This window comes from Pseudomonas sp. C2B4, assembly GCF_013359695.1.
Lineage (GTDB): Bacteria > Pseudomonadota > Gammaproteobacteria > Pseudomonadales > Pseudomonadaceae > Aquipseudomonas.
Genome location: NZ_JABFMU010000078.1, coordinates 1 through 25851 on the forward strand (window position 1 = coordinate 1; position 25851 = coordinate 25851).

At 55.4% G+C, this 25851-nt stretch carries 21 protein-coding genes; 9 read left to right on the forward strand and 12 right to left on the reverse strand.

Annotated elements, in window-relative coordinates:
- Positions 1 to 161 precede the first annotated feature (161 nt).
- The 6 genes from HNQ83_RS28545 to HNQ83_RS28570 all read right to left on the reverse strand — a co-directional run bounded on the left by HNQ83_RS28545 (position 162) and on the right by HNQ83_RS28570 (position 8134).
- Positions 162 to 794, reverse strand: a complete 633-nt coding sequence (locus tag HNQ83_RS28545; protein WP_175392191.1) for a response regulator transcription factor — start codon at positions 792 to 794, stop codon at positions 162 to 164.
- Positions 795 to 827: 33 nt separating this feature from the next.
- On the reverse strand, positions 828 to 2189 hold the full coding sequence (locus HNQ83_RS28550; protein WP_175392192.1) for a cache domain-containing protein: 1362 nt from the start codon (positions 2187 to 2189) through the stop codon (positions 828 to 830).
- A 685-nt stretch (positions 2190 to 2874) separates the two neighbouring features.
- Positions 2875 to 4632, reverse strand: a complete 1758-nt coding sequence (locus HNQ83_RS28555; RefSeq protein WP_175392193.1) for a TniQ family protein — start codon at positions 4630 to 4632, stop codon at positions 2875 to 2877.
- Positions 4598 to 5581: a TniB family NTP-binding protein gene (locus tag HNQ83_RS28560; RefSeq protein WP_175392194.1), complete on the reverse strand. Its 984-nt coding sequence runs from the start codon at positions 5579 to 5581 to the stop codon at positions 4598 to 4600. The genes HNQ83_RS28555 and HNQ83_RS28560 overlap by 35 nt, the downstream gene beginning before the upstream one ends.
- A 2-nt stretch (positions 5582 to 5583) precedes the next feature.
- The gene (locus HNQ83_RS28565; protein WP_175392195.1) at positions 5584 to 7470 is read right to left on the reverse strand and encodes a DDE-type integrase/transposase/recombinase; all 1887 of its coding nucleotides are present in this window, start codon (positions 7468 to 7470) and stop codon (positions 5584 to 5586) included.
- Positions 7463 to 8134, reverse strand: a complete 672-nt coding sequence (locus HNQ83_RS28570) for a hypothetical protein (protein ID WP_175392196.1) — start codon at positions 8132 to 8134, stop codon at positions 7463 to 7465. Before HNQ83_RS28570 ends, HNQ83_RS28565 begins: the two co-directional genes overlap by 8 nt.
- Before the next feature lie 255 nt (positions 8135 to 8389).
- On the opposite strand from HNQ83_RS28570, the gene HNQ83_RS28575 reads away from it, so the two are divergent.
- Complete coding sequence (locus HNQ83_RS28575; RefSeq protein ID WP_175392197.1) at positions 8390 to 9325, forward strand: hypothetical protein; 936 nt, start codon at positions 8390 to 8392, stop codon at positions 9323 to 9325.
- A 24-nt stretch (positions 9326 to 9349) separates the two neighbouring features.
- Complete coding sequence (locus tag HNQ83_RS28580; RefSeq protein WP_175392198.1) at positions 9350 to 10291, forward strand: DNA-binding protein; 942 nt, start codon at positions 9350 to 9352, stop codon at positions 10289 to 10291.
- Positions 10292 to 10493: 202 nt separating this feature from the next.
- Here HNQ83_RS28580 and HNQ83_RS28585 read toward each other — a convergent pair whose 3' ends face one another.
- A complete protein-coding gene (locus tag HNQ83_RS28585) occupies positions 10494 to 11606 on the reverse strand; it encodes a tyrosine-type recombinase/integrase (protein ID WP_175392199.1) in 1113 nt (370 codons plus the stop codon).
- A 69-nt stretch (positions 11607 to 11675) separates the two neighbouring features.
- Here HNQ83_RS28585 and HNQ83_RS28590 point away from each other — a divergent pair, with 69 nt between their 5' ends.
- Positions 11676 to 12554 carry a DNA-binding protein gene (locus HNQ83_RS28590; RefSeq protein ID WP_175392200.1) on the forward strand — a complete coding sequence of 293 codons (879 nt, stop codon included), beginning with the start codon at positions 11676 to 11678 and terminating at the stop codon, positions 12552 to 12554.
- Between the two features lie 146 nt (positions 12555 to 12700).
- Here HNQ83_RS28590 and HNQ83_RS28595 read toward each other — a convergent pair whose 3' ends face one another.
- The gene (locus HNQ83_RS28595) at positions 12701 to 13756 is read right to left on the reverse strand and encodes a hypothetical protein (protein ID WP_175392201.1); all 1056 of its coding nucleotides are present in this window, start codon (positions 13754 to 13756) and stop codon (positions 12701 to 12703) included.
- A gap of 700 nt (positions 13757 to 14456) precedes the next feature.
- Between HNQ83_RS28595 and HNQ83_RS28600 the strand changes: the two genes are divergently transcribed.
- Positions 14457 to 14768 carry a colicin gene (locus HNQ83_RS28600; protein ID WP_175392202.1) on the forward strand — a complete coding sequence of 104 codons (312 nt, stop codon included), beginning with the start codon at positions 14457 to 14459 and terminating at the stop codon, positions 14766 to 14768.
- A gap of 227 nt (positions 14769 to 14995) precedes the next feature.
- Here HNQ83_RS28600 and HNQ83_RS28605 read toward each other — a convergent pair whose 3' ends face one another.
- From HNQ83_RS28605 to HNQ83_RS28615, 3 genes are all read right to left on the reverse strand, one after another.
- Positions 14996 to 15649: a hypothetical protein gene (locus HNQ83_RS28605; protein ID WP_175392203.1), complete on the reverse strand. Its 654-nt coding sequence runs from the start codon at positions 15647 to 15649 to the stop codon at positions 14996 to 14998.
- A 404-nt stretch (positions 15650 to 16053) separates the two neighbouring features.
- Positions 16054 to 16287 (reverse strand): hypothetical protein, encoded by a 234-nt coding sequence (locus HNQ83_RS28610; RefSeq protein WP_175392204.1) that lies wholly within the window; start codon positions 16285 to 16287, stop codon positions 16054 to 16056.
- A gap of 422 nt (positions 16288 to 16709) precedes the next feature.
- Entirely contained in the window at positions 16710 to 18170 is a 1461-nt protein-coding gene (locus HNQ83_RS28615) for a HAMP domain-containing sensor histidine kinase (RefSeq protein WP_175392205.1), read from the reverse strand.
- Between the two features lie 732 nt (positions 18171 to 18902).
- Between HNQ83_RS28615 and HNQ83_RS28620 the strand changes: the two genes are divergently transcribed.
- A complete protein-coding gene (locus HNQ83_RS28620) occupies positions 18903 to 20522 on the forward strand; it encodes a methyl-accepting chemotaxis protein (RefSeq protein ID WP_175392206.1) in 1620 nt (539 codons plus the stop codon).
- 1009 nt (positions 20523 to 21531) lie between these two features.
- Here the strand turns inward: HNQ83_RS28620 and HNQ83_RS28625 are convergent.
- A complete protein-coding gene (locus HNQ83_RS28625) occupies positions 21532 to 21801 on the reverse strand; it encodes a hypothetical protein (protein WP_256669303.1) in 270 nt (89 codons plus the stop codon).
- Positions 21802 to 21985: 184 nt separating this feature from the next.
- Between HNQ83_RS28625 and HNQ83_RS28630 the strand changes: the two genes are divergently transcribed.
- From HNQ83_RS28630 to HNQ83_RS28645, 4 genes are read left to right on the forward strand one after another with little or no spacing between them, the layout of a single operon-like run.
- Positions 21986 to 23551 carry a recombinase family protein gene (locus tag HNQ83_RS28630; RefSeq protein ID WP_175392208.1) on the forward strand — a complete coding sequence of 522 codons (1566 nt, stop codon included), beginning with the start codon at positions 21986 to 21988 and terminating at the stop codon, positions 23549 to 23551.
- Entirely contained in the window at positions 23548 to 24456 is a 909-nt protein-coding gene (locus tag HNQ83_RS28635) for a ParB/RepB/Spo0J family partition protein (protein WP_175392209.1), read from the forward strand. The genes HNQ83_RS28630 and HNQ83_RS28635 overlap by 4 nt, the downstream gene beginning before the upstream one ends.
- A gap of 2 nt (positions 24457 to 24458) precedes the next feature.
- Entirely contained in the window at positions 24459 to 25364 is a 906-nt protein-coding gene (locus HNQ83_RS28640) for a plasmid partitioning protein RepB C-terminal domain-containing protein (protein WP_175392211.1), read from the forward strand.
- Positions 25365 to 25413: 49 nt separating this feature from the next.
- Complete coding sequence (locus HNQ83_RS28645) at positions 25414 to 25623, forward strand: hypothetical protein (protein WP_175392210.1); 210 nt, start codon at positions 25414 to 25416, stop codon at positions 25621 to 25623.
- Positions 25624 to 25851: the final 228 nt, after the last annotated feature.

Genomic DNA, 25851 nt, shown 5'->3' on the forward strand with positions numbered 1-25851 from the left:
ATTGAGTTAATGGTGACTATTGACGCAGTCAATGGTTGGTTGTGTCGACTGGAGACCCCTGTGGGAGCGAGCCTGCTCGCGAAAGCGATCTGCCTGCCACAAGCAATGTTGATCGATAAACCACCTTCGCGAGCAGGCTCGCTCCCACAGGATTCAATGCGCTAGCGGGAAATGATCCCGTGATCGATGGCGTACTTGACCAGGGCCGCCGGCTTGTCGATGTTGAGCTTGCGCCGGATGCTCAGGCGATGGGTTTCCACCGTGCGCACACTGATGTCCAGTTCCCGGGCCATTTCCTTGTTGTTCAAGCCCTGGGCCATTTTGTACAGCACCTGGCTTTCGCGAGGCGTCAGCTCGTTGTCGGAGCTTTTATCGGCAATCAGCCGTTGGGCGATTTCGGCGCTGTAGAAGGTGCCGCCGCTGGTAATGGCTTCGATGGCCGCAATGAGTTCCCGTGACGGGGCATTCTTCAGCACATAGCCGCTGGCACCGGAGCGCACCGATTCACTCACGTACTCGTAGTTATCGTACATGCTCAGCACCAACACCTTGAGTGACGGGTACTGGCTGCGCAGCACGCGAGTCAGCTCCAGGCCGTTCATGTCCCGCAGGCTGATGTCGACCAGCAGCAGGTCCGGCTGGCAGCGCCCGACCATCTCGATCGCATCGACGCCGTTTTCGGCTTCGCCCACCACTTCCAGGGGCGCCATGACGGCCAGCAGGGCCTTGATTCCGTCACGGACCAGGGAGTGATCGTCGACCAACGCAACGCGGATCGGGGAGGGCAGATTCATGGCAGGCATTCACTCTTGTTGTTTTGGACGGCGTCAGCGTTTTTCGCCGGGCAATTTTATCGGCAGCAGAACGTCCAGCTCACTGCGTCCTGGCATCGATATCAAATCGAACCGGCCGCCAAAATGTTCGACACGTTCGCGAATATTACGCAGGCCAATGCCCGCATGGCGACGTTCGACCTGGGCGACATTGAAACCGACGCCGTCATCGACCACCGTCAGGCGCACGTTGTCTTCATAGCCGCGCAGGGTGATGGAGACGTTCTTGGCGTGGGCATGTCTCTCGATATTGGTCAGGCCTTCCTGAACGATGCGGAACAGCGAAACCGCCGCGCCATCGACCAGGTGGCAGTCGAATTCATTGTCGTCGTACGTCACCGTGAGCCCGCTGCGTTGTTCGAATTCCGCGGCCAGTTGGCCGATGGCCGCTTGCAGGCCGAGGGTATCGAGCAGGGATGAGCGCAGGTCGTGGGACAGGCTGCGTACCTCGCCGATCGCGTCCCCCAGGCGTTCAGTCGCATCCCGCAAAATACCCAGGCCCTTGTCCTGGCCGTTCTCGAGCACGTGGCTGGCAAGCTCGAACTGAAACTTGATCGACACCAGCACCTGGCTGATCCCGTCATGCAACTCACGGGAAACCCGTGACCGTTCTTCCTCCTGCAAACTGACGATGCGCTGGGTCAGGCGCTGCAATTTTTTGTCCGCCAGACGATGCTCGCTGACGTTCAAGGTCATGCCGGTGGCGAAGACAAACAGCACCGCGACGAGGGCGACCACGGCAATCGCCATCATGGTCTTGCGGATGCCCATGGCCACTTCGGCACGGGCCTGCTGGGTGGCGCGTTCGACGTCCTCAAGGTAAATGCCGGTGCCGATCATCCAGCCCCAGCGATCGAGCATCACCACGTAGGCGAGCTTGTCGGTCACCTGGCCGGAGGAGGGTTTGTTCCAGGCGTAGCGCTGAAAGCCTTCGCCCGATTGCGCGCTTTTGAGCAGCGCCTGGATCACCGGCAGGCCGTGGGGGTCTTTCATGTCCCACAGGTACTTGCCCACCAGGTCCGACTGCCGCGCGTGCATCAGGCTGCGGCCTTCGTGGTCGTAGACAAAGAAATAACCGTTGATGCCGAAGCTGAGCTTGCGCAGTTCCTCCAGCACTTTTTGCTGGGCGTGCGCGTCACCGTGGCCGTCGTCGTACAGCGGTTCGATCAGGCTTTGCGCCATCTCTACGTAGTTTTTCAGCTCTGCGCGCTTGCTCGCCAGAATACTGTCTTCGATCAACTGCGCCTGTTGATCGCCCAGTTGCCGGTTCAGGGAAATCACCAGCGCGCAGATGACGGCAATGGCCAGTACCAGCGGCAGAATCCCGAGCGCGACGATTTTGTGTTTGAGCTGCATCAGTGCTCCTGGCCGGAACGAGGGAGGGCGAAGGCCCGGCATCATATGCCAAACATACGTCAGGCCTGTAGCGCTGCTGGACGGAATGACCGGTGGCGGGAATGTCACCGATTTGAAATGCAATCCCCTGTGGGAGCGAGCCTTTGTGGCGAGGGGATTTATCCCCGCTCGGCTGCGAAGCAGTCGTAAACCTGCAAATGCGGTTTACCAATGAAATGCTGGGGCTGCTTCGCAGCCCAACGGGGATAAATCCCCTCGCCTAGGTATTCATCAGAAATGAGAGTGCCACAACGAAGGATCGGTAGCTGCGAGCGAGGAGGCTCATTAGAATTGAGAGGCTCAGTACATTAGATTTGAGAATTAGCTCATGGGTGTCGTCAGAGTCGAGAATGACCCATATGAGCGCCGTCGTGATTGCAATCGCTGCGACTTTCGAACTTCGTTGCCAGCAGTGCGCTGTTGCGCCGGAGAGCGTGGGCGCAATTCATCTATCGGTATGGAAACAACTAAGAAAATTTGATTAAAATAAATGTGTCTTCATCCATGAAGCTATCACGATTCAATCATCGCAGTGAAAAAATATCATTGTGCTTCAATAGTGGTATTTATCTGTATATGATCAATAGAAGCGATTGCTAAAATGATGACTGAGCTGGACAAACAGTTGCATTGGAAAACGCCAATGTTACATTTTTGCTGCATCTGAGATTCTGAGGCTAATCCCAATGATGTCTCGAATGACTTCAATGTCGATTAAGCTGTAATTTGAATTAGCGCGAGGCAGCTTTTGGAGATCCATTCCGACCTCGCCCAATGCCGCGAGCCCGTCACAAAGAGGCATTCCCAAAATATTGAAAACTTCGTTGACGTCGAAAAAATGTGGGTCTAAGGCATCACTGTCGATATCTGATGAGTCTGTAATTGGGTAAATGTAGTTCTGCGCCTGGTATGACGTGTATGCTGGCGGATGCTTTCGAAGTGCAGCAGTCAATGAAAGTATATATTGAATATCCCTAAGTGCAGTAGACGCCATTGCCTCAGTCGATTTTCGGGTTTCAGTTTTAGGGAACAAATGATGGCTTTGAAGATGGCTCAGCATCACGAGGACTGTGGCGCGGTGATAAATTTTCGGTTCAAAAAACGGATTTATTGATTTTAATCCGGCCGCTCTCATCAAGTGGTCGCACAGATAGGTAGGCAAGCCAAATTGAGCGCGAAGTTCATCCAGTAGAATGTATTGTTGAGCGAACTCCTTAGGTGCGGTTTGCTCGATAACATCCGGGAGGAACGATCGAAAAGGTGCCGTTGCTACACGCTTTATAAACCATCCTTGGCTTTGCAGTCTTTCAACTGTGGATAGTGAGCACTTTAGCAGTGTGGTTATCTCATCCTTTGTGAGTCCAGCCAGATTTTCTGCAGGAGGGGCGTAGGCCGGGCAATAAGCGGCATTAGCTTGGCGGATGATCTGACAGCGTGGCAGGACAGTGTAATGGTGCGGGGATGGCTGTTCGACCCACTGATCAAGGCTGAAGTCCAACATCGTTTCAACATCCACGCGCTCATCGCCAAACACCGCGCGTTGCATATTTCGACGGTCAATTGTCGCCAGTCGGCAACAGTCATTCCCTGGGCACGACTGTTTGTCGGTGTAAAGCCGGTGGAGTGCACGATTGGCAAGCCAAGCGACCGCTGCAGAGCCGCCGTTAATCCACGGGGCCATGTGTAATGGTCTGATGAATCCAGGGTAACGCGCCAACTGTGAAGCAACGGTCATCTCAATATGTTCGATGACGCGTAAGGGCGCATTGCAGCATCTGGGAGTATCAGCCTTCCGGCGTGCCTCCCAGAGCGTGGCACACAATTTCGAGGTGTTGTACTTCATAGAAATTTCTTCAACAACACAATGCGACTGAAACGGATCGGCCACCGCCGGCATGAAGTCACCGACGACTCGGCGAGCCGCATTCCGTAAAAAGCCGCACCGGCACTTGAATAATAGGGCGTTGTGCCAGCGTTCTTGAGCATGGCATTTGGGGCATTCGGTGATCAGTTCCAAGCCATGCAGCAGGCAAATTTTCAAGTCAGGTAAATCGTGGAAAATGGGCGAGTGCGCAGCGTCAATACATTCTGGGCAGTAGGACAAGCGGTTTGCACAACAGCCACGAGGCAGATATACATTGTCCGCTTTAAAGGTAAGCGGGTGCGACAGTACCGAGTAAAAAACGCTTCGCAACTCGGCAGCGATTAATGGCGCTTGCTGATCCACGATGTCGAGCAGTAAGGATTTTTGCCCCAGCAAGTCGGTCCAGCGATGCGGTTGGCAGGCGAAGTACATACACATATTACTTATCGTGCCGAAGCCGTTGTAATGAGCCATACGCATCAATAAGCTCTTAGGGCTCTCGAACTCAGCTGGCTTGGGTAGGTAACAGAGTTCCTTCATACTGCTTCCTCCACGCTGCATTCAATTCTGTAACAGAAAGACGGAAGGGATTCTGTGGGGGGCAAAATTTGTGGAAGTCTGCGGCGCAGGCGAGGTCTTCAAGGGTAAATGTATTGCCCTCCCGAGACAGGGCGGGAGTCAGGCTGTCATTCAAGAGGGTGTTCAGGTTGCGTAGATTACCGCTGGTGACTAAGCAAATGGCCTTGAATATAGTTTCGTGGGTCAAAACAATCCGCTCAGTGAAGCCGGCCGGCTCGATGACCTTGTGCTCAATCGCCTCAATCATTTTATGAAATTGGGCAGTGGCGGCGCGATCGGTGAAGTCGAAATATCTCAAAGTAGCGCAATAAGGGTAGCGGTCATCGAGTTCTTCGATAGTCTCGATCAGCTTTTTAATTCTTGGCAACCCAACCAACATAATCGGTATGTTGGTCTCGATGAGCAGTTCGTTGACCCAACGGCATACTTTTTTTTTGGTCGGTGTCTGGCCCTGATCGAGGATACGGTGAAATTCGTCCAGGATAATCAGTTGGGTCTGCATAACGAGCAAGCGCTCGATGATCAATCGGGTCAATGTTGCATTGCTGAAGTGCTCGAGGCGTTCACTGTCCTTGAGGCCCAGGTGTCCCAGGAACTTTACCGCTAGAGATTTGATGGTGGCTTCGGGCGGTACGTCGACGAGCAGACAGGGCTTGATCAGGGTCAGGCTGCATTCAGTATCCTGCTCTGTTTCTACAAGACCGACTTCGCGTGCAATCCGCTTGCACAGCGTTGATTTGCCCACCCCTGTTTTGCCGAGTAGCATCATCGAAGTAGCAGCCCGCCGGTCCCTGCTGGTGTTTATGCTTTTATGTGCCATTTGGTGAGCCCGGACGAAGCCGGGGTGCCACACCACACACTGTGAAAGTGCTTCAAGCACGCGCTCTTGCCGTTCGCTACTGGGGGACATGATCAGTCTACCCGCCAAGGTTCTGAATCTACCTCATCCCACGGCTTTTCGATGTCGAGAGGCTGAACGATTGGTGGCGGCTGGCTGGGGGCCGCCTTCTGGGCACGCACCGGCTTCGAATTACGCGCCATGAATTTTTCGCGATCTTCCTGCATGCGTTGGCGCAAACGCCACAAAACGAGGTGCGGTTCGCAGTCATCGAATTGTTTGCCGTCAGCCGCTATCTGCGCCTTCACCTGATAATGCTCCGTCAGGGTCAGGCCTGGCTGGTAGTGTTTGGCGGTCCCCCAGGCAGGCACCCGGTCGTCCTTGTCGGTGGGGGCTGCGACCCAGATCATACCCAGGTCGGTCGGATCGTAGTAGCAGATCGCCTTTTCGCCCTTGCGCAGCTTGGCCTTGATCCTGCCGAGATTGGGGCCCGTCCAAGACAGACAGAGGAACTCGGCACGGTTACCACTGAGGGCGGAGTATTCAATGCCGCGGATCAATGAATTGAACGCTACAGGAGAGACTTTCCTGGGGGGCAGTTGGTGATGCATCCCACGTTCCCACGCCACTCGGGGCGGCATGTGCAACGTAGAATGTTTTTTCTCGTGGTAGACGTCCTCCAGCCACTCGCGAAAATAACTCACCAGGTTCTCGATGGTGTAACAGGCGTGGCGCGCCGGATCATAATCACCGCACGCCTCGGGATTCGAGAAAGTGGTGCCGTGCTGCTCATGCAGCCAGGACGCGAAGGTTTTGAATAAACGCTCGATGCGTGGACGGGTGTTGGGGCTCTTCGGCGGTGGCAACGTCCACTTAATCCCTAAGCGATCAAGCACGGTGGCCACCACGCTGTTGGCGTTTTCGCTACCACCATCACTGAACAGACCCTCCGGGATCCCGCGCCGGTACTCCTCTCCCGGGACGGCCACCACTGCCATGCGCAGCGCTCTCAGCGTTTTCTCGGCGCAGGGGTTCGTCAGTGACAAATCCCAGCCGATGACCATTTCCGAGTTCAGTTCCATCATGGCGGTGAGGCTGGCGAGCTTGCCTAATACACGGTGCTTATGGTTTTCGAGGATCTCGACAAGCATGATGTCGCAAGGATAAGAGTCGATTTCGCACAGCTCCAGCGGCGCAGCCGGCCGCTCCTGCTTGCCGTGAAATTCATGCAGCTTGTTGGCAGCGGCAGCGCCGAGATGTGCACGATCCGTGGCATATCCGCTGATTTTGGCGATCGCACGGACCACGGTGGAGCGGCAGGGACTGCAGAGCATCGGTTCCCAGCCTCCCGCCCGTTTTTGGTTTTCATCTTTTACCCAACCGTCGAGATACTCATAGATACGGTGGACGGTGATGCGCTCGTCGAGCTTTAGGTAGTACTCATCAATCAACGCGTCGAGTTGGATCTTTACCTCCGTCGACAGCTTGCGCCCGCGGGGCAGAGGGCTCCGCAATTTGTACAGGGAGAATTCGTCGTTGTTGTTCGCCCGAAAACGCTGGATCCAGCGGCACAACGTCGAGTAGCCGGGCGGGTGGGGATCGTCGGTCTCCAGGGCGATCCGCTGGATGATGGCCTTGGTGCCCTGTTCGGGCAGGCAGTTACCCTGTTCTTTTAACGCCGTGACGATGTAGTGTTTTTTGCGTTTCGCCTCGATGACCTTGGGATCCTCGGGGTGCAGAAAGTACAGGGCATTGGAGCCGTGTCCTGGCTTATCGGCGAACAGGGTGATGTTGCGCCGTTTGAGGTCGCTCATGAACGAGTCAACGGTGATGTAGCGGGGTCGCAGGTGCGTGACGGTGGACAGGGTAACCACTTCGTCGGTGAGTTGAATCACTTCATGGACGGTGCCATCGATCAAGTATTGCGCGCCGAGGCGCGGGATCGCGACCTCCTTAGCCACCTTCAGACTCCCGGGTTGGGCCTCGTATCATGAGGTTCAGATCCAGCGCCTGGCTCAGATCGGCCTGCAGGTGGCCTAGGAACAGGCAGCTGCACAGGGCCGCGAGGGACGGTGGCGCCGGATGGCTGTTTAACACTTCCCGGAAGGTCGCCGGCCAACACAACTCGGGCAAGCGCTGCAGGCAAGCCGCGAGCTCGTCAGCGCTGGTCGCCAAACTGCGCAGGTACAACTTCTGTAGGGTGGCAAACGTCGGACCGTGGACATCGGGGTCAGTGACGCAATGAAACCGCCAGCCCTGTTCTCGGCACAAGGTGGCGAAGGCGAGCCGGGTCTCCATGCGCTGCGCGGGCAGCTGGGCGAAGCTCGTTTGTACTTCGCAATAACAACCGCCGCCATCCCTGTTGGCGATCAAAAAGTGCGGGGTGTAGCGGTGCTTGTCCGAGGCGGTCGTCCAGGTGAAGGCATGAGGCAGTGCCCAGTACTGCTCGACGTCCGCGTCATGCTCCAGGTGGACACAGTAATCGGCCTGCAGGCGGGTCCCACAGCGCAGCGAGCGGCGATTTTTGCGCGATGGAAAGGTCGTGGAAAAGTTGCGATGTCCCGCGTGCGGCCAAGGGAAGGCGGGTACCGGATCACACGGCATGCTGTTGATACTGGCCAACATTTCCAACCTCCTGAGCGATCGAAAAGCCTGGGTCCTGCGGTGTCCATATTATTTAACGGTTGTTTCCAAAAATCTAACCGACTTCATCCATGCAGAAAGTGACAACAATCGCTCTAAATCGGCTGTTTCAAGGGGGCTAAAAGTTTCCGCATTGACCAAAGGTGGCAATTGGCCATCTTTTGGCAAAATGTGTCAGGAGGATCCATGCTTAATACTCGCGGGGCGGTGATGGCACGCTAAGAAGGCATTCATCTGATGTCGGACAACAAGTCGGTGAGTCAGCTTCGGGCAATTTTCTTTGGTCAAACGCTGACCGAGTTGGCGGGATGGGAAGCCACGGGGCCGGGCATTTCGCGTGGCGGCGACACCTGGTGGGCAAGGCGTACGGGGCGGCCGATACCGGAGACGTTCAATCACAAATGGCCTGACTTCCTCACCGGCCGATCGCCGCGCAACCCGGTGTTGGCTGCGTTGCTGGCGGATTTCCCGATGTTGCACACGGTGTTGGACGATCCGCTTTGGCCGCTGCTGCAGCGCCTGGTGCATCCGCTGGAGGACACCGGTTGCTGGGCGGGGCAATTACGCCTGAATGGACGTGCGTTTCGCTACTACTCCGCGGCGCGCCTGGTACGGTTGTGCGGTGTGCCGGATTGGCGAAGCCTGGCAGGTCTGTTGGCACTGCTGGGCAGTGAGCGCCGGTGTGATACCCGCTCGCAGGCGTGGCTGCGTCAGGTATTCACGCTGTACGTGCTATGTGCCTGCCTGGATCTGCCGGCACGGACTGATCCGCGAGACCTTTTCGGGGTCCTGGAGCAGGCGAACCGTCTGGGCAAGTTCGGTCGACTCAGCGCCTGGCCAAATTCTGCCGCAGACTTCCAACATCAGTTGGAGCGTCTGCAGCGCATCCGCCAACGCCTGCAAGCCAGAGGCTGGATTGTTGGATGGGGGCTTAAGGAGCGCCTGCTGTTTTGGCATTTGCTGTGGAACCGAGCCACCTTGTTGCAGTTGCTCAGCAGTTTCCCCTCGGTCGAGTTGGCGAGACGTGATCTCCTCGCCCAATCGCGGCACTGGTTTCGCCAAGCCCAACGTGATCGTGTCAGCTTTGCCGAGGCGCCACCGGGGACCTGGCGCTGGTGCGATCCCTCGCGAGGCAACACCACCCCTTACGCCTGGGTCATAGCCGGGCCTTGAGCGACATGCCGCAAAGGAGCCGACATGACGGTTGATTTGAGCGATGAAGAAATCTTTGCTGCTGCCGACGCGATTCTGGCCAGCGGCCAGAGTGCCACCCCGGCGCGCGTGCGCGCGCATTTGGGGCGCGGAAACCCGCAACGGATCGGCGCGCTGCTGGATCAATGGTGGTCGCAACTGCTGACACGATTGCGGCAGGACACGTTTCCCGCCACGCTGGCTCAGGCCTTGGGCATGCTGTGGGAGCAGGCGACGGCGCTCGGGCGCCAGGACGCGGAACGGGCTCGCGCGCGCGAGCGAGAGGCGTGGGTCGAAGAGCGCCGTCTGATGGAGAAGGCCTTTGCCAAGCAGCGCCAGGCGCTTGAGCACCTGCTGACGAAAGAGCGACAGGCGTTGGCCGCTCAACGCCAACGCGCACTGAGAAGCCAGGAGCAGCTGCGCGAGCGACTTCGACAGTCACGCGAAACCGCCAAGGAGGCGAAACGCGCGGTGCGTGATGCGCAGAAGAGTCTGGACCGAGCGCAGCGGCAACTGGTGTTTGCTCAGGCCGTCGAGGCGCACCACCGCCGGCGTGATCACGTGCATGCGCTGGAGTTAAACGCGGCGTACCGCGAACTCTCCAGTCGGCCTTTATCCGTAGCCGAGCCTTCGGCAATCGCCGCATCTTCGCCAGAGGGCGACGGCGCTAACCTGTGGCGGGACTTCATGCCATTGTTGGAAGCGGCGCAGCGCACGTTTGAGCCGCGCTTTGCTGAGCTACGTCGCCTGTTAAACGCAGAGTTTGCAGGGCCGGGTATCGGATTGAGTAAAACCGAACGCGATCGGTGTATCGGGCAGTTGCTGGTTGACCAGCATTTACTCGACGAGCTTCGGCAGCAGATAAGGGCCTACTCACACACGGTCGATGAATTGTGTTTTGAGTTTATGCCGCTGTTTTTGGAGATGAGGCAGAGGTTACTGGGTTGACGCCCGCCCGCGGCTTTTTCAGCGCTGTGGTGGTCGCGCGGCTCACGGGTTCGCGGGGCACGCTGAGCTTGTTTGAGAGGCGGGCACAACTCTTTGTGCTGAGGCGCAGGGCGACCGGCCGATGGCTCGCGCTTGGCTGACGGTGAAGGCGCTGATCAAACCCGCTGCCGCCTCTGCAGCAAATTTCATCCGCCATCGCCGACTACCCACGCTCGACGGGCGGATCAGTGTCTTCATCCTCCAACAGGCGGGTGGCCCGACTGGACAGCAGGGCGCCGGCTTGAAAATAGCCCATGACGGTACCGACGCTGCGGTGTTCGGTCATGGCCATGACTTCGCCCAGGGGCACGCCCTGGCGTCCCGCTTCGGTGACAAAGCCGGATCGCAAACTGTGCGCCGCCCAATCGCCGGTCAAGCCGGCCAGTGCTGCCCGACGCTTGATCATCCGCGCCACTGCATCGCCTGAGAGGGCGGTCTCTGTCACCTGGTCATACTTGCGCAACCGCCGGAAGATGGGTCCGCTGGAGCAGGGCGCGGCCGTGAGCCAGGCGTCGAGGGCCCGCGCCGCGGCGCCGCGCAGCGGCTTTTCGCGGGCCTCGCCGCTGGTCTCGGTCTTGGTGGCCCCCAGGGCATACAGCCAGGTGTCCTCGTCCAGTCGGCGCAGGTCTTCTATGCTTAACGCCACCACTTCCGAGCGCCGCCGACCACCGCCGCTCCACGCCAGCAGCAGCAAGGCCTTGTCGCGTACACCGCGCAGGCCATCGGTGCAGGTGGCGAGCATCGCCTGCAGGGGCTCGCGGGTGATCGCCGTTTTCTTGCGCACGCTGACACCCTGGCGAGCCTGGGCCTTGCCGGCTTCTCGGAGCAAGGTGGCGACCGTGGAGGTGGCGCAGGGGTTGTCCCAATGCTGGAGCTTGTGCCATTTGGCCAGGACGGCCAGACGATGGCTGACCGTGTTGAAGGCCAGCGGCCCCGGCTTGCCTTTGACCCGAGCCTTGCACAACGCCTCGTCTATGTTGATCGGTAGCAAGTGGTGCCAGCTGCCGTTGGGCGCGGGGCGGGCCAGGTGGTCGACAATGAATTGCACGACGACCGGCACGGGGAGGGCACCGTCGCCCAGCGCCCGTTCGTAACGCAGCTTTAGCCAAGCGTCCCAATACGTCAAGGCACTGCGGTAGCTGCGCACGGTGTTGGCGGCCGTGCCAGCGGCGATGAACGCCGCGGCGGCGGCCTGCGTGCTGCTGGCGATTTCTGTGGGGTCAAGACGGGGTTCCGTCGCTGAAATCGGTTGATTCGTATTATTTGATACGTCCACCGTACAGTCCTAATGTAGTTAGATCGGATAAACTTAATTTATCAGACCTAATATAGCCGGAGGTGGGTCATGGCGGTAGGGGTGCCGGAAAACGAGGTGTTTGCCGCCGCGGATGCGGTGCTGGCGCGCGGCGAACGGCCGACGGTGGAGCGCGTGCGCCTGGAGCTGGGGCGTGGCAGCCCGGCACGAGTCGGCAACTTACTTGATCAGTGGTGGGAGCAACTGGCCGGGCGCCTGCGCGCAGAATCCCGCCTGCCAGGGTTGCCGGCGGAAGTGGCGCAGGCCTTTGTCGCGGTGTGGCAACAGGCCATTCATTCAGCCCAGGGCGTCGCCGAGCGGGCGCTGATCGAGCAGCGACAGGTGCTGGCGTCAGAGCGCGAACGGGCGGCGGCGGTTGAAGAGCAAGCGCGCCAGGACGCGGCACGGTTTCGTCAACAGGCGGCGGAGGCGGTGGCCGCACGCCAAGCGGTCGAGTTGCGCCTGATCGACCTGGAGCTGTTGTTGGCTCAACGCCAGACGCAGGTTGAAGACTTGCAGCAGCAGCGAGAAGGTTTGCTGCTGGAGCGCCTTGAAACTCAGCAGCACAATCAAGCGTTACAGCAGGACCTGCAGGAGACCCGGCGCAGGGGCGAGCAGGAGCGCGTGGCGCAGGAGAATTATGTACGTGGCGTGGAAGATCGTGCACATCGCGAGGTTGACCGGGCGCGGGAGGAGGGCAAAGCCGTGACGGGCCAATTCAAGGAAGCGGGGCGGCAGGTCGAGCAATTGCAGCGACGCCTGGAGTCGGTTCAAGCCGAGCTCAGTCAATCCCAGCAACGTGCCGCAGCGCAGCACGCCCGCGCCGATACGCTGGAGGAGCAATTGAAACAGGTGCGCGAGGCTCCAACGGCCAAGCGCAAGCCCCGTAAAGGCAAAGCCGTTCCGATGCAGGCCGCTGACGGACAGTGAGTGATCCGCTGACTCCCTCCTTTCAGCGCTACGCCGGAGCGAAGGTCTTCGGCCGTGAAGCGCAGATCCGGATTCAACTGCCGGGAAGCTGACCGCCACTAGTCAAGGGATCATGGTGGTGTCCCGGTGCGGCCCATGACCATGCATCACCGTTTACGTTTAGCGCGGCCTTGCCAGGCCGCCTCTACAATTTCCGGCTGATTGTTTTCGTGCAAAATGCGTAACGCATTGTCGGAGAACCGAGGGTGCTTTTGGCTCCCGAATTCGAACGTCATCATATTCGCTTGGTCGTTATCTATATCTAACATCTCGCGTAGGGCTTTGCATTTATTGAGGCTCAAACCAAGCTTGTCAGCGAGGGCGGTAGGGCTGAGATGGTATTTTTTCTGCAAGTCGACTTCCCGAATCGCACCAGCTGCTTCCGGATCATCACCTGAAACATACCGAACCGGCGCTCCATCCCTTTTGGAGAAGTGAACCCGAAGTGTTGGGCCTTCGCCGGTGACATTGCTAGCCAGAGCGATCAACCTGGGGAAAACCTGATCTACCTGAGTACCGTCCTTGATCGCCTTCTCAATACGGTCAATGTCGCGCTCTGACACTTTCACGGTCTCACTGACATGAGCTTCCATCGCCAATAGCGTACGAATACGACCGCGAGCTTCGTCCCTTGCTCGTTTGTTCGGCGCCAATAACTCCGCAATGTGCCGAAACTCGCGATCTACCAGAACATCGAAACTGGGTAGGGCCGTGGTGGATAGTGGTAGCACACGAAGCGGGAGGTTGTTCGCCAGAGTGTCGGCGAAGTGCTCGACTAAAACTTCATCCAGCGTGGTGAGTAGGGCGCGGGCGGAGACAAACAAGGCATCCTCCGGAACCACGATCATCCAATGCTGTGCAGCATCTCGCATGGTATCCATCGCCCGGATAGCACCTGCCTGCGCTCCAGTCATATAGCCATTGGACGTGGCTACATTCAGAGCCTTATCAAGGCCTATCGCGATTCCTCGTTCTTTATCGAAGACCTGCTTTGCCTTTTGCACTAGCAATGCTTTGGTGAGCATCTCACTGCTGTGTTGCAAGTGAAGCAGTACAGACTCCGTTCGTCCCAGATCGTCGTGTCCATTGAACACCTCCAGGCCCCGGCGAAGGGAGGCGATGGCCTTATTTTTGAGTGTCCGGGCTTCTCGCTTCAGCTTCATCGATCTGCATCCATGGAGTGGGCTTTCAAGTATCAAAATGATAGCAGCCACCTTCGGGAACTTCGGATCAAGAGGCGAGCTATTTTGCAGTCAGCTTCACACCCTTGGCGGCGGCCGTTCATTCCAGCCTGGACGCTATTGGCTGCTTGCAATCAGTCCCAAGCGTTGTCATTCGCAGTTTCCGTAAACGGGTTACCAGAATTTTTAGCGAATAGGCTCGATAGCGCCACTGGGCTGACGTGGATTTTCTTTTGAATTTGCGCCGGCCACTGATGGAGGGGCAGTCTTCTGGGGTAAGGGTTCAGAAAAAGGCCAAGCGCCTTCTGGCACTGTCACGAGCTTGAGACGGGGATGGTTGGTATCACCGACCACGACTTTTTTAATGTCCAGTTTTGGCCGTTCCCTGCCGTTCGTGAGAGTCAGAAAACGACCCAAAGCGGACGGTGGCTACATGTAACCCAGACAGCCACCGCTATCCTTGCCTATAGGTGATAATGTCCTTTATCACGTATAGGAAAGGGTTCACCCGATGGCCAGCGCTCAACCTCCTTCTGTTGCTTTACAACCACAATCTAAGGCACGTTGATCGTCGTGCCGAAGTTGTTGCGTAGGGTCTGTTTATGTAATTCGGCGCTATTAGCTCGGGCAAATCGGGCACGTATATTGATCCAACCAATCCCGCGACTGTAGGAGGAGGGAAATGACTGCAAATCCTGAATGGCTTGTTTTATGTGTTTGGCGAGCATTGCTAGGAGAGATTTATCCATCCATCAGGGGCGTTGCAATATCGCTTTCAGAAAAGAATATTTTAGTCATTCGTTATTATATGGATAGAGAGCCGATCGAGTTTGATAGTGGAAGTATGGAGGTCGTAGCGACAAACATATCAGCGCAAATCGGATTGGATAAAATCTCTCGTATCGAACTTGAGTGCGAATATGCATTTGATCCTATAAGCGAACTTGATCCTTTGGATGGCTTTGTTTATTGTCGTAGAGAGTATGATATGTAAGTTCAATAGCATTATGTCGCACCTGAATTCGACATGACACCTAGTACCTCATAAAAATGGCTGCTTATAGCCGTTTCCTGCCTGTGGTGACCGGCTGAAAACGACCCGAAGCTGCCTCTCGCGAGATGCTGTTAACGGCCAGGAGCGGCCAGTTTGCCCATTAAATGGAACTGTCCCCAACCTTTCACTCGGAAGTTCGTCGACAGCAGGACATGCGCATGACCTGTTCAGTGGTTCAACTTGAACATGTTGGCGTGAACGCAGGAGGGGACTGCATAGCGGGTCGTCAGGTGGCTCTCCAGTTCCGTAGCTGCCGAGACGAGGTTCGTCAATGTGTGAACGCCAGAATTGGGATCGAAGAAATAGAGATCGCTACCGTCATAGGCAAGCGCCACAGAGTGGGGCGTAGCGCTTTGCATGGCGATCAGGGCCGCGCTACGCCTGCTGCGAACCAACAGCTCGATGGTGTGCGTCAGCAACTGGACGAAGCCTCCCTCGAAGAAGGAAGACAAGGTTCCAATCGACTTGCAACCCAGGGTCTGTGCCTCCTGTGAGTACAGGTTATGAAACTCCTGGATGGCCTTGCCCTGGTTGCGAATACCGGGAAGGTTGCCACCCCTGGGGTCGCTGATCGGCTTGCCGTCAATGCCGGTTTCATAGGTGCCGGAATTTCTGAGGCCATCACAGATCTGGTCCTGCAGAGCCATGATTCGCTCAACCTTCCGACCGATATTCCGCTGTTGCAACAGGTCGGCAAGTCCTGGTACCGAACCCAGGTCGAGCGCGCGCATGCAGAAATAAAAGGAAATGCCCTCGCAGGAGCCACCATGCCGTGCGTTGAAGTCATCTTGATCGCAACCCAAAATGAGGGTGATAGCCATAACATGCTCCTTGCTTATTCTCGGTTTTCATAACCAGCTTCGACTGGCCGAGTCGGATATTCGAAGTGAGTCCTGTTCGAAGAACGACCGCTGAAAGGCATGCAACTGTGATCAGGCCCCTTTAAATCCCCGTAGCAGGTGCCTGACGCTTCTAACCAATTAAAAAAAGAAAAGCATTGGGCTCAGGGGTAAGCGGATGGCGTGCTGCAACCGGAGTATAGCTGCTCCCCAATCGGCCGCTTTTGGCCGGTAGCTGCCTGTCGCGTGACCCCTAATCAGTGACGTGGGTTTTGGTAAGCCAGTGAAGGTATGACTGGCTACCGTGGCCGATCAAAAAGGCCCCCACACCGGGTCAAGGTGTGGGGGCCTCTTTCACATAAACGGCGTTATTCGTAGCGCCGAGCTTAGCTTTTCGCCCAGGCGTACACGCGCTGATTGATCTCGCCCAGGCCGCCGTCGCGGGCGATCCACTCTTCCCCGGTGCGCCGGCATTGCGCCTTTAATTCGTCGACGCTGATGCCATGAAAGGCGGCGACCGCCGGGGCCAGCTGTTCCGGAGCATTGCCGCCGTCACGCAGGGCGACAAACATCAGGTGATGCGCGGGCCAATGGGCATACAGGTTACTTGGTTCGGTCATGATGACAGGGCTCCTGAGGGGGAGACATCTCATTGTAGGCTTTGCCCGCGCCAGCCGCAGATCATGGACAGATCGAATTGTTTACAGATGAGTCGGTTGGTGGGGAAAAGTTATTCCGGTTAGGGGTAAGTTTTTCGGCGCAGCGTCAGTGACAACACGGCAGTGGCTCACTCAGGCGTCATCAGCAGCGCCAGGGGCATCTTGACGAACGCCTCGTGACGATCAAGGGCGGTCAAAGCGCCTCGCGCGTTGGCGGCGCTGGATCCGCACCGTTCGACTGCCCGGTAGCGGACACGAGGTGCCGCTAACTGCCAAACAAGCGGATAAGGGTCAAGAATTCCTTGGTGTCAACAAGGCAGAGGAACAGGACTAAGGTCAGGATGAACGGCTCACTGCGCATGAAAGTGCCTCGCCGGAAAGGGTTAGTGCGCTGTACTGGCTCTTCTATCCATCACTCTGAAGGTGAGGTGTACTGACGTTCCGCGTTCATGATGGGACAGACTCGCTTCGCCGCCAAAGCTTTGCATGATCTGCTTCACCATGGTCAACCCTATGCCGAGCCTGCCCTGGCGGGTGGTGTAGAAGGATTTGAAGGCCAGCATTTCTTGCTGTCGGGAGGTTCCGTCGCCGGTGTCAACAATGCTCAGATGCAGCCAGTGATGGGCTTGGTCCAGGTTGGCTTGAACACTGAGTTGACCGCCTGCCGGCATCGCCTCTATGGCGTTGGCAATGACACTGTTGAATATCTGGGAAAGCAACAGCGGGTTACTGATGATCCTGGGCAGGGGGGCATTGTTAAACTGCACTTGGATTTTTGATTGAGTCAGCTGCAGGCTAAAGCTGTTGAGTGTGCTCTGCATGACCGTCATTGGCTCCACCAGCTCGACCTCGCCCCGGATCGGACTCAACCACAGTAGTAGTTCATGTACCCACAGCGACATTCGATCGACCTGATGCACGATATCGTCGAGGTTCTTTTTGGCGGGTTGGCTTTGCATCTCTCTTGCCAATTCGGCGCTTGAGCGGATGCAGGCCAGGGGGTTGCGAAGGCTATGGGCGACGGCCGTGGACATTTCGATCAAGCCCCCATAAGTCTTGTTGGCCACGACCTGGTCCTCTTGAGAGGCCAAGGTGATCGAGGCGCGTCGCGCTACCCAATAAATCCCGAAATAGGCGAGCAACCCGCCCATGGTAGACAGCCAGATGATCCAGTGCCCACGATTGAGGCTTTCAAGCAGGTCGAGTGGCTCCCGGTAAATTTCAACCACCGCGAGGATATTCCCCTGATCGTCCGCAATAGGGATGTAGCTCTCGACGAAGAACATGTTGGGGGCGCGTAAAAATTTCTGCTCGTTCCGGTCTTTATCCACCTTGTTGTATTTAGTGGAAACCCGATCTTTAGCGCTGAAGGCCTCTTCCAGCTCGTCATTTGAAATGTGCTTTCCGACTAACAGGGGGTTGGTCGACCAGGCCACTGTCCGAAAAGGGGAGAAGATATTGATCAAGAGCGAGTCGGGGATGCGCGAGAGATAATCCAGAAACCCGGAAGTTATTTGCGGTCTGTTCTGCGACAGGTCTTCGGACGGCGTGTCACGTTGTGCGCGCTGCAGAACGTCACTGATCTGCATTCCACTCAGCCCGTGATGACGTATCTCACTTCTGGCGATGGTCTGAACCACCTGCGCGGTCATCAGGGCATCGCGTTCGAGACTTTCTTTGACCAGAAATCGCGTTGACACAGAGCCTAGCCCAAAAGCAATCGCACCTATCAGCAGGAAGCTGACTACCGAAAACCACCGCAGGAGATTGAATTGCTTGGTCGGTGCAATTGAATCTGCGGCTCTTCGGCGCAAGCGTCTAAACAACACAGCAGGCGCATGCATAAGGATTTTCCCCAGGTTTGCTGCTGATTTAGTTGTAGCAGCTTCAACTATGCAAATGAGTCGTAGACGCACAAAGAGCATTCTTTGTGCCAACGATGCGCCTCAGTCGCATTTCTGGGCGCCATGCTCATTACGTGAGTGCCGACGCGCTTGGGGCGATGCACCTCGCACCAGGTTGATTGAAAACGCTAAGTACGAAGCGGGGTATTGCACCCCATATTTGGGGGGGAACCCTGGGGGACGGCGATTCCTCTGGACGAAAAAAATTGTGTCTGAGGGTAAGAGTTCTCGAGGCATGTCCGCTAATGGCCGATTTGCGCTTATGGTGAGGGCTGCAATCGACCCATAGCGGCCTTCCCATCCCCGAATTTTGAGCAGCCGTCTCGGTTACGCTTTTGAAATGGCTGCCAATTTCTCAACGGTGAAATTGGTAAATTTGTTTGTGAATTGCAGATCTGCCTAGCCCGTTGGATTCCGATTTCGATCTATATCAAAAACAGCCATAGATCAAAGATCTGCGTCTATTTTCATTTCCTCCAAAAGCCATGCGCTCCGAGATTTTTTAAGTCTGTGGGCGGCGAGCACTGGTGGTCGGTTCATGCTTTTTAGGGTTTGACTGATGTCCGTCTCTAGCCCGACTGATTAAGGTGTATGCGTTGATAACTTCGCCCAGCTTGATCGCTGGCTCCAGAAGTAGAAAAACTAACGAATTAAAGTGAGGCTATAAATATTATGATAAGGCACATCAGGCTAAGCGCACGTGCGACACTTTGCTTTGGCATCATTAGCCTTTTATTGATGTGTATGGGAGGGTTGTCTGTATGGAAAATGTCACAAATCGGCGCTGAGGCGAAAAGGCTGGAAGTCGATTGGTTACCAAGCATACAGGGTTCTGCCGCAATAAAATCGACTGCCTATAATCTGCGTCTCGCTCTACTTTATTATGTAATGCAAGGGGCGACGGACAAGGAAACGTCACAATCCAAAGTAGCCGACTTGGACAAAAAACTCGACGAGGTCTCTCAAGGTTATGAGCCCAACGTTTCTTCTCAGGCTGAACGGGTCAAATATGAGAAGGTTCTGGAAATGGTAAAAAATTACCACGATAAAGTGCAAGTTCTGTTGGTCTCGGCTGACAAATTATCCCAGACCGAATCCTTTTCCTATGTCCGGACGGTGACGACGCCCGCGGCTGAAGAACTGATGATCAGTATTGATCAGTTAGCCGCCGTTAATACGAATGGTGCCGCAAAGTCGGGAGTGGGCGCACGTGAAGCGTTTGATAGCGGACTTGAATGGGTGATCGCGATCATTGTTGTAGGCTTCGTACTCACAATGTCCATCGCCATTATCTTCACGCGAAGCATCGTATTGCCAATGCAATCATTACTGCAAATCAACCAGAAGATTGCCGAGGGAGATTTGAGGAGCAGCGTCGAGGTGTCAGGCGCCGATGAGCTGACTGACCTACAAAAGTCAGCCGCGGCGATGTTGAAGAAACTCAAGGGTACTATCAATCACATTGCCGAGTCTTCTTCATTGTTGGCATCGGCGGCGGAGGAAATGAGTGCCATCACCCATGAGTCGAAAGCGGGTGTACAGCGCCAGAATCTCGAAACCGAGCAGGCTGCGACGGCCGTCAACGAGATGACGGCGGCGGTTGAAGATGTCGCCCGGAATGCGGTCTCGGCGTCCAAGTCCACTACGCAGTCCAGCACGGCCGCCCAAACCGGACTGGATCGGGTTAATCGGACCATTTCCTCGATTGAAAACCTGGCGGACTCTGTTGGACAGACGAGCAACGACCTTGAGCTGTTGGCGCAGCAGACCCAAGGCATCAGAAAGGTCCTAGACGTCATTCGGGCGATTGCCGAGCAAACCAACCTGCTTGCCTTGAACGCCGCCATTGAGGCCGCCCGTGCGGGCGAACAAGGGCGTGGCTTTGCCGTGGTGGCTGACGAAGTCCGGGCCTTGGCTCACCGGACCCAGGAGTCGACCCAGGAAATCGAACAAATGATGAGCGGTATCATGTCGGGATCGGATAAGTCCGTTTTTTCTATGCAGCAAAGCACTACTGAAGCTATCAAAACACTTGAAATTGCACGTGAAGCAGGGGAAGCGATTCGGGAAATATCCAAGGCGGTGACAGATATCAACGAACGAAACCTGCTGATTGCGACGGCCTCCGAGCAACAGGCTCAAGTCGCCCGATCCGTGGATCAGAACTTGATGAGTATTAGGGATCTGTCCATTCAAAGTACGTCGGCAGCTGATCAAACCTCTGTTGCCAGTAATGAATTGTCTGGATTGGCCATTGGATTGAGCAAGGTGGTGGCTCAATTTACGGTTTAAACTATCTGTAAATATTTGGTTTGAGGGCTGCTTGGATGGGCTTTATGTATCCTGCCTTGGTGATGCGCACAGACTTACCCGCTTAGAGAATGGTTGTTGTTAATTGATTGTAGGGTAATGATTCGCTACGAACTCGATAGGGCACTGCGATGCTGGAAGTTTGCCGGCTATTAGCGATTGCTCTATGGTTAAGTTAAATTTGCCGATGGGGTTCGGATTTTGAAGTATAAGTTCGTTGTGGTAGGCCTAGTGGTGATCGTTCTTATCGCTCTAGTAGTATTAGTCGTGAATGAAATCCAACTAATAAGAATTCTTTCAAATGTTGGTGGTTTTCAATGCAATCATCTGCAAGGGGTCGAGAAAAAACGGTGCTTCAAACAGTTTGAATTCAAGATCAACGACGCAGATGAGATATCTTCTGATACTTCGCGAGACCCTGAATTCGGAGGAGGTGAAGGTGCTGGCGTGACATCGGCTCCGTAGACCCAAGCCGGTGTACCGGTGCTGCCAGTTGGTTGTGTCTGGATCAGCGTAACGAGAAGCAATTGACCAGTCAGAGTCCCTACAGCATGTAGATGGTCAGTGATCATGGGGCGATTAGTATCTATTGCCCTTCACTCACGCGATGTAAGGCCGCTTGCTAGGCAAAAGTAATTTGCGTGCCCATCGCCATGTAACCCACTTCGTCGACTAACTCAGCGACGCGCAAGCTCCAGGCGAATCTGCGGGCGATCGAAACTCGTTCAAAAATGGCTGACTCGTTGCGCGATTGGTCAATGTTGAGCAGCGCGCACTCAATGGTGCTATTCGGCGCTGGTGTTCATGCCTTGAATGTTCGCAATGAATCAAAAGTGGCGATGGCTCGAACGTCCGCTTCTGGCCGATTTCTGCCTGTCACGAAAGGCAAAAAACGGCCAAAATCGTACGCTGCGTGCCTGTTCATAGGCTGTGTGGTCAATCTTGGGCATTGTAAGTGGGTGCTTTACCAAATGCGGCTATATATTGCCCGCTAGCTGTTGGTTAGACACAAATCGATCACCTCGATTGTCATTTGAAGCTTCTGCCTGAGCAGCGGAAGCTCTGAAGACGTTAACGCCAGCGGCCTCCCCGCCATGCCAAGAAACGCCGCCAGAGCAAGATCGGAGTGCTTGATCAGTGCTACTAAATGCTCCCCTCGCGGGCCATTACTCCCGGCCATCCAATTTTTGACTGTCCGCTCATTGGCGTTCGTCCAGCGCATCAGTGTTTTTGTGGCCTGGTGCGTTTCCCCCAGTTCCATGTGAAGCGCCCTGGCTATGCCAGCTGCATACTCCTTTTGGGCCAGAAAAGAATTACCCCTTTTCGTGAACATTTTTCTCTCCCCGATCTTCTACCTTTTTTAGAGCTAATCCGAAAAATCGCAGCGACTGATCACGGCTTGGGTATCGCCCTAACCGCCGTGGGTCAGGTTGAGGATGTAGTCGATGCATACGCTCTCTGGTGCGGGTGAGGCTCACCATGTATCAAGCACGACCTTGGCAGCCGCGTATGTCCGCATGTCCACTGAGCATCAGCAGTATTCGACCGAAAATCAGCTCGATGTGATCCGCATATATGCCGCCACACACGCACTCGAGATCGTCAAGGTCTACACAGACTTAGGCAAAAGCGGCCTACGACTTGAAGGCCGTGATGCACTGAAACAATTGTTTTTCGATGTGGAGAGTGGTCGGGCTGAATACTCGACCGTTCTTGTCTATGACGTCAGCCGTTGGGGCCGCTTCCAGGATCCCGACGTCAGCGCCAGTTACGAAGTGCGCTGCCGCCAAGTTGGCGTCTCCGTTCAATACTGTGCGGAGCAATTCACCAACGACGGATCTCCCGTCTCCAACATCGTCAAAAGCGTGAAACGGATGATGGCGGGGGAATACAGCCGGGAACTTTCGGTGAAAGTTTTTGCAGGACAATCTCGGCTTATTGAGCTCGGGTTTCGCCAGGGTGGTCCAGCTGGGTTCGGGCTTAGGCGGCAGTTGCTCGACAGTAACGGCGCACCAAAAAACGAACTAAGCATCGGTGAACATAAAAGCATACAGACCGACCGTGTAATCTTGGTGCCAGGACCGCCTAGCGAAATCGAAATGGTGCAGCACATCTACCGATTGTTCGTGGAGGATGGCAGAAGCGAGCGGGAAATAGCCGATTGGTTGAATGCTCGGGGTGTGCTTACAGATCGTGCTGGACAGTGGTCTCGTGGCACCGTCCACCAAGTGCTGATCAACGAAAAATACGTGGGTAACAACGTCTGGAATCACAAGTCGTTCAAGCTGAAACAGACGCGAACACACAACCCACCTGAACAGTGGATACGAGCAGATGGAGCGTTCCGCCCTGTCGTCAGCATGATCCTGTTTCAAGCTGCCCAATCGATCATCCAAACGCGTTCTTACCGTATGCCGGATGACGAGATGCTCCAGGTCTTGAAGGTGATCTACGAACGCCGTGGCTATCTCTCGGGGCTGGTTATTGATGAGGCAGAAGGATGTCCCTCGAGCAGCGCCTATCATCATCGCTTTGGAAGCTTACTCCGCTGTTATTCACTGATCGGATACACCCCTGCTCGTGACTACCAGTACATAGAGGCCAATAAACGGCTTCGCCAGATGCACCCCATACTCCTTCAGCAAACGACGAGGAAAATCGCCGAGGTTGGCGGTCAGGTGTGGGTCGATCCGCGCACTGATCTCATGTTGGTGAATCAGGAACTGTCCATTTCACTGGTACTGTCTCGGTGCCAAGTCTCTATGGCCGGCTACAAGTGCTGGAACATTCGGTTTGACCTAGGCTTGAATCCTGATATCACCGTCGCAGTGCGAATGAAAGAGCTTGAGGAGACCGCACAGGACTACTACATCCTGCCCACCATCGATATGGATACGCCTCAACTGCGCCTCGCTGAAAGCAATCAGGCCCGATTCGAGATTTATCGCTTCGACTCCTTGGATATCCTGTCGGAACTGTCGCGCCGTGCTGATTATCGGAGGGTGGCATGACGATCATTCAAAACCCTCACAGAACCTGGATGCACGTTGCGGAAGAGTCCATGGTTCGACTCATTCCATTGGAAGATATCCGAGTACTCAATCCTCGGGCGCGTAACCGGCAGGTCTTCGCCAGGCTGGTCGAAAACATTTCGGCATTAGGGCTCAAGCGTCCAATAACGGTCGCCCCGGCTACCAGCGGAACTGAAGCTTATGAAATCGTATGTGGCCAAGGTCGATTCGAGGCCTATCAGGCACTCGGCGAGAAAAAGATCCCCTGCTTGGTGGTCAGTGCCAGCGAGGCGGATCGATACCTGATTGGCTTGGTGGAAAACCTGGCGCGACGAAAGCATTCCAACAGAGAGCTATTGACTGCCATCCAAATCCTCTCAGAACGCGGTTACAGCTGTCAGCAGATCGCCAGCAAAACCTGTCTGGATCCCGGCTACATAAAAGGCATTTTGGTACTGCTGCACCACGGAGAAGAGCGCCTCATCGCTGCGGTTGAAAAAGGTTGGTTATCGATAAAACTGGCCATCGAAATCGCTCGCTCCAAAGACAGTGACGTCCAGCAAGCCATGATTGATGCTTACGAAAGTGGTCTCCTCAAAGGCGAGCAACTGATGAAAGTTCGGCGCCTGATTGATAAGCGAAAAACGTTCGGTAAGCGCTATGGGCAATTACCCGCCCGTCCCGAGAAGACAACCCCGCAGAAGCTTCTTCATGCATATCAGAAAGAAGTTCGACGTCAGAAAGTGATGATCAAAAAGTCGGACATCAATGAGCAACGCCTGCTGATCATCGTCACGACCATGCGCAAACTGTTGGCAGATGAATACCTCAGCACGTTGCTTCGTAGTGAAGAAATTCCGGACATGCCCAAACCATTGGCTGATCGGATTTTTGGGGAGAAGTGATGATGACCGAGGTCAAACAGGCATTCGAGCAACGTGTGATTGCCATACCCATCGAGCGGATCCTTCCCTCGCGCCGGGTTGAGCACCTAATGTGCGGGAGTAAAAAATACGCCAGCATTTTGTGTTCGATTAAGGAGCTGGGCGTCGTTGAGCCATTGGTGGTTCACCCCAAGCCGATCATTGCTGGCGGGGTATCCTCGTTCATGCTTTTGGACGGGCATCTTCGTCTGGAAGCGCTAAAAGCATTGGGTGCGGTTGAAGCGCTATGTCTGATATCTACCGACGATGAGGGCTTTACCTACAACCGGCAGATCAACCGACTCACCCCGATACAAGAACATAAAATGATAATCACCGCCTTGAAGAAAGGCATTGAGGCATCGCGTATTGCCACAGTGCTCGGCATCAATGTGGATCGCGTTCATGAGCGGGAGACGCTGCTGAGAGGTATAGCGCCTGAGGTGGCGGAAATGCTCAAGGTTCGCATGGTCTCCCAAGATGTCTTCCGTACCCTGCGGCAGATGAAACCTATCCGGCAGATTGAAACCGTTGAAATGATGATTTCGGCAAATTGCTTTACCCGAAATTATGCACGAATGGTGTTAGCCGCCTCTCGGCCTGAGATGCTGGTCGAACAAAAGAAAAGATCAACAAGTGAGGCCAGTGCAATGGACATCGCTCGAATGGAGCGGGAGATGGAGAACTTGCAGCATGACTACAAGCAGGTCGAGGATACCCTGGGTGAAACGATGCTGGTCTTGGTCGTGGCGAAAGGGTATCTCATGCGGCTTCTTCGTAATGAGGCCATTGCCGCCTACCTCAGGCATCACTATGCAGAACTGTTGGAGGAGCTGGTCACAATAATTGAAGCCGTCACTACAGACGCTCGGCAGCTCGAACGCGAATAACACCTTGGCATAAAAGATCTACTCTATTGTTTTCCAAGGAGGATTCGCGATGTCCAACTCAGATTTACTCCCTAGTCTGCTTTATAAGATGAACCAAAACCAGCTTGCCCTTGAGGCCGCAATTATGGAGCTGACCCTTTGGGTTGAGCAGCGTGGATCGGGCGATGTTGCCGATAACGTCCGGGGTGCTCTAGCGGCTATTGGTAGGAACGAAGAGTTCATCAATATGACGCTCGCAGTTCTCATGACTCCGGAGTAAATACTTCGCGAAAGACCTTTGACCATTTTGTGATCTGCGAAAAAGATCCGATGTGAGTCGGATAGCGACGGTCAAGCATCGACCGTCACTATAGATAGTCAGATTTCCGTTTGTTCTGCCATTTCCAAGGCGTCATCTACCTCTATTCCTAGGTATCTGACAGTGCTTTCAAGCTTGGCGGCCGCAAAAACTGAGTGCAACACCTGACCTTTCCGGTACGGTGCTGCC

What these genes read in the sequence shown, in the direction of transcription:
- HNQ83_RS28545 (WP_175392191.1), bottom strand. Translation starts at nt 794, where the DNA reads ATGAATCTGCCCTCCCCGATCCGCGTTGCGTTGGTCGACGATCACTCC.
- HNQ83_RS28550 (WP_175392192.1), bottom strand. Translation starts at nt 2,189, where the DNA reads ATGCAGCTCAAACACAAAATCGTCGCGCTCGGGATTCTGCCGCTGGTA.
- HNQ83_RS28555 (WP_175392193.1), bottom strand. Translation starts at nt 4,632, where the DNA reads ATGAAGGAACTCTGTTACCTACCCAAGCCAGCTGAGTTCGAGAGCCCT.
- HNQ83_RS28560 (WP_175392194.1), bottom strand. Translation starts at nt 5,581, where the DNA reads ATGTCCCCCAGTAGCGAACGGCAAGAGCGCGTGCTTGAAGCACTTTCA.
- HNQ83_RS28570 (WP_175392196.1), bottom strand. Translation starts at nt 8,134, where the DNA reads ATGTTGGCCAGTATCAACAGCATGCCGTGTGATCCGGTACCCGCCTTC.
- HNQ83_RS28575 (WP_175392197.1), top strand. Translation starts at nt 8,390, where the DNA reads ATGTCGGACAACAAGTCGGTGAGTCAGCTTCGGGCAATTTTCTTTGGT.
- HNQ83_RS28580 (WP_175392198.1), top strand. Translation starts at nt 9,350, where the DNA reads ATGACGGTTGATTTGAGCGATGAAGAAATCTTTGCTGCTGCCGACGCG.
- HNQ83_RS28590 (WP_175392200.1), top strand. Translation starts at nt 11,676, where the DNA reads ATGGCGGTAGGGGTGCCGGAAAACGAGGTGTTTGCCGCCGCGGATGCG.
- HNQ83_RS28595 (WP_175392201.1), bottom strand. Translation starts at nt 13,756, where the DNA reads ATGAAGCTGAAGCGAGAAGCCCGGACACTCAAAAATAAGGCCATCGCC.
- HNQ83_RS28600 (WP_175392202.1), top strand. Translation starts at nt 14,457, where the DNA reads ATGACTGCAAATCCTGAATGGCTTGTTTTATGTGTTTGGCGAGCATTG.
- HNQ83_RS28605 (WP_175392203.1), bottom strand. Translation starts at nt 15,649, where the DNA reads ATGGCTATCACCCTCATTTTGGGTTGCGATCAAGATGACTTCAACGCA.
- HNQ83_RS28610 (WP_175392204.1), bottom strand. Translation starts at nt 16,287, where the DNA reads ATGACCGAACCAAGTAACCTGTATGCCCATTGGCCCGCGCATCACCTG.
- HNQ83_RS28615 (WP_175392205.1), bottom strand. Translation starts at nt 18,170, where the DNA reads ATGCATGCGCCTGCTGTGTTGTTTAGACGCTTGCGCCGAAGAGCCGCA.
- HNQ83_RS28620 (WP_175392206.1), top strand. Translation starts at nt 18,903, where the DNA reads ATGATAAGGCACATCAGGCTAAGCGCACGTGCGACACTTTGCTTTGGC.
- HNQ83_RS28625 (WP_256669303.1), bottom strand. Translation starts at nt 21,801, where the DNA reads ATGGAACTGGGGGAAACGCACCAGGCCACAAAAACACTGATGCGCTGG.
- HNQ83_RS28630 (WP_175392208.1), top strand. Translation starts at nt 21,986, where the DNA reads ATGCATACGCTCTCTGGTGCGGGTGAGGCTCACCATGTATCAAGCACG.
- HNQ83_RS28635 (WP_175392209.1), top strand. Translation starts at nt 23,548, where the DNA reads ATGACGATCATTCAAAACCCTCACAGAACCTGGATGCACGTTGCGGAA.
- HNQ83_RS28640 (WP_175392211.1), top strand. Translation starts at nt 24,459, where the DNA reads ATGACCGAGGTCAAACAGGCATTCGAGCAACGTGTGATTGCCATACCC.
- HNQ83_RS28645 (WP_175392210.1), top strand. Translation starts at nt 25,414, where the DNA reads ATGTCCAACTCAGATTTACTCCCTAGTCTGCTTTATAAGATGAACCAA.